The organism is Paenibacillus sp. CF384, assembly GCF_900106745.1.
Classification (GTDB): domain Bacteria; phylum Bacillota; class Bacilli; order Paenibacillales; family Paenibacillaceae; genus Paenibacillus_Z.
Genome location: NZ_FNNV01000041.1, coordinates 1 through 6104, shown reverse-complemented (window position 1 = coordinate 6104; position 6104 = coordinate 1). Strand labels below are relative to the sequence as shown.

Here is a 6104-nt window from a genome sequence, read left to right as displayed (position 1 = left end):
GGAGTTAACTCCCCCTACCAAAACTTATAATGGACAGATATCCATCGTCCCGATGGATATCCCTACTGCCTTACACAAACTTCTTGACGCTACCCCAAACTAGCTGGAAATCCCGGTCTCTGGCTGCTGAGAGTTCGAAAAGTGGACTCTCAGCGTCGAAAACCGGGGGAAATGGAGCTGAGAGTCGGGAAAAGCGACCTCTCAGCGGTTAAACTAACTGGAAATCCCCGTCGCTTAGTGGTGAGAGTTCGAAAAGAGGACTCTCAGCGTCGAAAACCGGGGAAGTGTCGGGAAATCGAGCTCTCAGCTTAGATGCGAGGTAGTTTTGAACGCTGGAAAGCGAATATGCCGCTTACAGCGCAGAGATTGGCTAGTTTGGGACCTCGATAGAGGATATATCGCTTATCGAGGCGGTTTTCGGGTGGAGCGAGCGCAACATGCGCGTTTCGCAGACTGAAAGCGGATATGCCGCTTTCGAGCGGCGTCGAACTCTCGGCCTCTAACCCACCAGTTCTCGCAGCTCCCCAAAACGTGCCAAAAAAGCTGAGCAGGCCATTAACACGGCCTGCTCAGCTTTTTTACAACGTCACGCGGTCACCGCGCGTGGTAGGCGACGAAATAACGAGGAACTCCACCGGTTCGGTGGTGGAGCCGAGCATCTGATGAGGGGTCAGCGGCGGTACCTCGACCCCTTCCTGAGGTGCAAGGACGACGGGCACGCCGTCAACCTCGAGCGTCGCCGTCCCGGACAGCATGAAGAAAAACTGCCGCGACTGCTCGTGATAATGCCGCACCTCGCTGGCACCTGCGGGCATCCGTTCGTGGATGATGCTGAGCGTGCCATTTTTGACCAAATGCCAACCGTCGCATACGTCGCCCCACACATAATGCTCCGCGTTCTGTTTGCTCACTTTCATGCCCCGCCGGCCTTAATAACCGCGCTGGTATTGCTGCGGCAGAAACGCTGCAGCCTCGGTCGAGCCCTTAGCGGCCACCGCTTGAATCGCATGCAGCGCCCAGTACGGGTCGCGCAGCATGCCGCGGGCAACGGCCACGAGATCCGCGTTGCCGTGCGCGATCGTCGTGTTGGCCAGCTTCGGCTCATCGAGCAAGCCGACGGCGATAACCGGCACCGCAAGCGCGTCCTTCACGGCGCGAGCAAGCGGAACCTGATAACCGGCATAAATCGCCGGGCGATTAGCAGGGGTTACCGGTGCTTCGCCACCGCTCGAGACGTGGAAGATATCCGCGCCGGCCGCTTGATAACGCCGGAAAATTTCAATGCCCTCTTCCACCTTATAGCCGCCCTCCGAGAACTCGGCTGCGGAAATCCGAACGATTAGCGGCATATCGGCTGGCATCACGCTTTTGACAGCTTGAATGACTTCGACACCGAACAAAGCGCGGTCCTGACCGTATTCATCTTCGCGTCGGTTCGTCACCGGCGATTGGAATTGGTGGATCAAGTAGCCGTGAGCGGCGTGAAGCTCGATCGTATCGACACCGGCTTCTACTGCGCGCCGCGCCGCTTCCCGGAATTTTACGACCATAGCTTTTACTTCATCAGTCGTCAGTGCACGCGGCGTACGGTAGGCATCACTGAATGCGATAGCGGAAGGGGCAACCAGTTCTTCTGTTTCTTCGGCCTTGCGCCCTGCGTGAGCGATTTGAATGCCGATCTTCGCACCTTGGCGATGAACTTCCGAAATAATCCGACGATAAGCCGGGATCTGTTCATCCGACCACAAGCCAAGGCAGCGCTCGGTGATGCGGCCATCCGGCTCGATATCGGTCATTTCCATAATGATAAGGCCCGTACCGCCAACAGCACGCGTCACATAGTGGATATAATGCCACTCGTTCGGCGTACCGTCCTTCGCGTCTACGGAATATTGGCACATCGGCGCCATGACGATGCGATTTTTGAGAGAGAGGCTCTTCAGCGCAAAAGGTTCAGCTAATCGGTTCAACTGTCTCCACTCCTTTATAGTCAACTAACTAATATATATACCATCTCAATGGTGGCTCAGCCTCAGTATACCCCTGTCACTTACATTTTGAAAGTGAAATTCCTTCCACAAGCTGGGAAACGGGAATTAGACAAGTAAATCCGTTATAATAGAGGCAACTAACCATCGGGCAGGCAGGGAGAAGTTATGCAAAGTCAACACACGATGATCAATCATGTAGAGTTGCTTCAAGAGGCTGAGGCGTATATCAGACAATTCGGGAGCGAGCTGGCTATAGAAGAACAGGCGACAGAGGCACGAATAGTGGAGATCACAGCAGAGATCGCTGCTACCGGAACGTACACGCACACGCTGGAGGAGCTTGCCTACGGGGCTAAGCTGGCATGGCGCAACAGCAATCGGTGCATCGGCCGACTGTTTTGGGACTCGCTAAACGTACAGGATGCGAGGGAAGCAACCGCCGCGGCTGATGTAGCCAGAGCGGTGTTTCGCCATATTGAATATGCCACAGGCAGGGGTAAAATATTACCCTCTATTACCGTTTTCGCTCCATGCACAGACGTCGACTCGCCTCGTATTCGAATCTGGAACGAACAGTTGATTCGATATGCCGGCTACAGCCAGGATGATGGCTCTATTCTCGGAGATCCGATATCGCTCCCATTCACGCAAACGTGCATGGAAATGGGCTGGCGCGGGGCAGGAACTGCTTTTGACGTGCTGCCGCTCGTGATCCAGATCGGCTCGCAGCCGCCGGAGTGGTTCGATATTCCAACCGATATCGTTCTCGAGGTGCCGCTAACCCACCCGGACTTTCCTAATTTCGAAGAGCTGCAGCTAAAATGGTACGCCGTTCCTTTCGTCTCGAATATGCGTCTTGAAATCGGCGGTCTCCATTATACGGCGGCTCCGTTCAATGGCTGGTATATGGGCACCGAAATCGGAGCGCGCAATCTCGCCGACCCGTTCCGATATAACATGCTGCCGGCAGTAGGCGCAATAATGGGTTTGGACACAAGCAGAGAGATGACGTTATGGCGCGACCGGGCACTCGTTGAGCTGAACATCGCGGTGCTGCACTCCTATAAGGCGCAAGGCGTGACCATCGTCGATCACCATACCGCGAGCAAGCAGTTCTCTCTGTTTACAGAGAAGGAACAGCGCAGCGGCCGAAAGCCGACCGGACGTTGGTCTTGGTTAATTCCGCCGCTGTCTCCGGCGACTACGGCGACTTTTCACAATCGATATGAGGACACGGAGCTGAAACCGAACTATTTTGTGCAAAAGGCTCCATATGAGTCGTAATGCATAGGTTGGCGGGCTAGGGATGCGGACAAAATAAGAATAAAAGTGGAGGGAAATGGACGATTAGCGGCATTTTGACTCTTAATGGGAAGAATCGGTACATGAGCAGGTCCGTAATGTGGTACGATAGAAATGCCGGTTTTCGAACGGGAAGGCTTTAATAACTAAATGAGGTGGATGTATTGGCAGGTTTTGAACAATTAGGTATTGCCAGAGAACGGACATTGTCGCTGCAACATGAAGGGATTCATGAAGCGACGCCGATTCAAGAAGGCGCAATACCAGTCATTATGCAGGGCAGCGACGTCATCTGTCAGGCACAGACAGGTACGGGCAAAACGCTCGCGTTCCTGCTTCCGATGCTGGAGAAAATCAGACCGGAGCGCGAAGAATTGCAAGGTCTCATCCTTACGCCGACGCGTGAGCTTGCGCTGCAAATTACGACTGAACTGAAGAAACGGCTTGCAACGAAGGATGAATTCAGCGTGCTGGCCGTTTATGGCGGACAAGATGTGGAATCGCAGCTGCGGAAGCTTAAGCGTGCGGTTCACATTGTTGTAGCTACGCCGGGCAGGCTGCTTGATCATATTCGCAGAGGTACCGTGAAGCTGGGCTCGGTCAAAATGCTCGTGCTCGACGAGGCCGATCAAATGCTGCACATGGGCTTCCTGACCGAAGTTGAGGAAATTTTGAGCCAGATGCCTTACCGCAAGCAAACGATGCTGTTCTCGGCTACGATGCCGGGCGGCGTACGCTCGCTGGCGCAGCGATTCATGATCGAACCGAAAGACATCACGGTACGCGCACCGCAAGTGACGTTGAAGGCGATTCGCCAGCTGACGGTTGAAGTCGGCGCGAAAGACAAGATGGAGCAGCTGCAGCGCCTACTTGGCGAGTACAACCCGTATTTGGGCGTTATTTTCGTCCGTACGAAGAAACGGGCCAGCGCGCTTAACGAGTTCTTGCAGGAGAACGGCTTTAACAGCGATGAGCTGCATGGCGATCTCACGCAATCCAAACGCGAGCAGGTCATGAAGAAGTTCCGCGATGCGAAGATTCATTTGCTGGTTGCAACTGACGTCGCGGCACGCGGTCTCGATGTTGAAGGCATTACCCATGTATTCAACTTCGACATCCCGGAGAATGCAGAGAGCTACATTCACCGGATCGGCCGTACCGGCCGTGCAGGCGAAGACGGTCTTGCGATTACGCTTGTATCTCCGCATGATCGTCTGGAGCTTGCTGCCATCGAGAAAGGCATCAATCAGCCGATCCCGCGCGAGAAGAACCGCGTTGGGGCGCCGATTCGCACATCGGTAATGGACGATACGCCGGATCGCCAGGGCGGCGGCGCTCGCAAATCCAGCGGCGCGAGCCGCAGAGGCGGAACATCAGGTCAAGCGGCTTCCGGCAAGTGGGAGAATAAAGGCGGCCGTTCCGGCCAACAGGGCCGCAAGAGCAGATCCGGCTTCGGCGGCAACATCGACAGCCGCAAAGCCGGTTCAGGCGGCGGCGCTTACGGTGGAGCAGCGAAGCGCGGCGAATCGCGCGGAGCAGGCGTGCGCGGCAGCGGTGCTGAAGAGGCGCCGCAATGGGGAGCGGCAAGAGCGGAAGCACCGCGCGGACGCGGCGGAGCAGGCTCGCGCGATGGCGCGGCGCCGACAGGACGCGGGCGCTACAGCACGCCGTCCCGCGAAGATGGCGGCCGCGGCGAATTCGGCGGCGCTGGCGCAGCTGAGCGCAGCGGCGGACGCGAAGGCGCAGGCCGTGGACGCGGCGGCGACTCGTCGCGCGGACGCGGAGCGTCGGCTGGGCGCAGCGAGTTCGGCGGCGGTGGCCGCGGGGAATCACGAGGAGCAGCAGCACCGCGCAGCGAGTTTGGCGGCGGTGCAGGCGCACCGCAATTCCCGAACGGAGGCGGCGATAAGAATCGCGCCCGGTCTTCCTCGATTGGCAGACCATCCTCGGGTGGTGGCAGATCGTCCTCGGGCGGCAGATCATCCGCAGGCGGCGGCTTCAAAGGCGGCCGCAGCAGCGGTGGGAAGCAAGGCTCGGGCGGACGTCCGCAGCGCAAAGGGTCACGTTAATTTTCAATGATGAGCTAAGGATGAAGCAAGGCACAAGACGATATTCTGTCGATGCCTTGCTTCTTTTTCTATACATAAAGGAGTGGGGAAATATGGTGCGTTTGGTTAAGCCGTCAGTTGCATTACAAGAAGCTTATTTGGCATTCTATCGGGAGTGGATCGAGAGCGGGGAAGATATCGTTCCGTGGGTGGTCAGCAAGGACCCGAGCGATTTTGAGGCATACGTAAATGAATTGAACGAGGCCTGTAAGGAGGAGAATACGCCTGACGGCTGGGTGCCTCACTCCACCTGTTGGCTGCTGGATGGTGACGGGCATGTCGTTGGTGCGGCGAATATTCGCCATAGGTTGAATCAAAAGCTGCTTGAGAGCGGCGGTCATATCGGCTACGGCATTATTCCGTCTGAGCGGCGTAAAGGCTACGCGGCGCAACTTCTTGCCTTGTCGCTTCAGGAGACGGATGCTCTCGGCATACGTGAAGTCCTCGTCATTTGCGATCAGGATAATATCGGCTCGGAACGCACGATTCTGCGAAATGGCGGGAAATTCGAATCAAGCTTCACGGAAGCACACGGTAATGTCGTCAAGCGTTTCTGGATTCATCGCGTATAACATAAAAAGGGATGCCACTATCAATAGTGGCATCCCCAGAATGTCGAGAAACCCAACGTTTTTTTTCAAACGTTGGGTTTCTCTTTGGTTTTAGGGTTGGTTTGTGGAGGTCGAAGGGCGTTAAGCCTCCT

General features: G+C 56.1%; 5 protein-coding genes. 3 read left to right on the top strand and 2 right to left on the bottom strand.

Going from position 1 to position 6104, the window contains the following annotated elements; translation table 11 throughout:
- Nucleotides 1-578: 578 nt before the first annotated feature.
- Together BLW29_RS31005 and BLW29_RS31000 are read right to left on the bottom strand one after the other, a co-directional pair.
- Nucleotides 579-917 carry a cupin domain-containing protein gene (locus BLW29_RS31005; RefSeq protein WP_090986970.1) on the bottom strand — a complete coding sequence of 113 codons (339 nt, stop codon included), beginning with the start codon at nt 915-917 and terminating at the stop codon, nt 579-581.
- Nucleotides 918-929: 12 nt separating this feature from the next.
- The gene (locus tag BLW29_RS31000) at nt 930-1970 is read right to left on the bottom strand and encodes an NADH:flavin oxidoreductase/NADH oxidase (protein ID WP_090986968.1); all 1041 of its coding nucleotides are present in this window, start codon (nt 1968-1970) and stop codon (nt 930-932) included.
- Between the two features lie 186 nt (nt 1971-2156).
- Here BLW29_RS31000 and BLW29_RS30995 point away from each other — a divergent pair, with 186 nt between their 5' ends.
- The 3 genes from BLW29_RS30995 to BLW29_RS30985 all read left to right on the top strand — a co-directional run bounded on the left by BLW29_RS30995 (nt 2157) and on the right by BLW29_RS30985 (nt 5973).
- Nucleotides 2157-3275, top strand: a complete 1119-nt coding sequence (locus BLW29_RS30995; protein ID WP_090986966.1) for a nitric oxide synthase oxygenase — start codon at nt 2157-2159, stop codon at nt 3273-3275.
- Between the two features lie 173 nt (nt 3276-3448).
- The gene (locus tag BLW29_RS30990) at nt 3449-5362 is read left to right on the top strand and encodes a DEAD/DEAH box helicase (protein WP_371264836.1); all 1914 of its coding nucleotides are present in this window, start codon (nt 3449-3451) and stop codon (nt 5360-5362) included.
- Nucleotides 5363-5454: 92 nt separating this feature from the next.
- Complete coding sequence (locus BLW29_RS30985) at nt 5455-5973, top strand: GNAT family N-acetyltransferase (RefSeq protein WP_090986962.1); 519 nt, start codon at nt 5455-5457, stop codon at nt 5971-5973.
- Nucleotides 5974-6104: the final 131 nt, after the last annotated feature.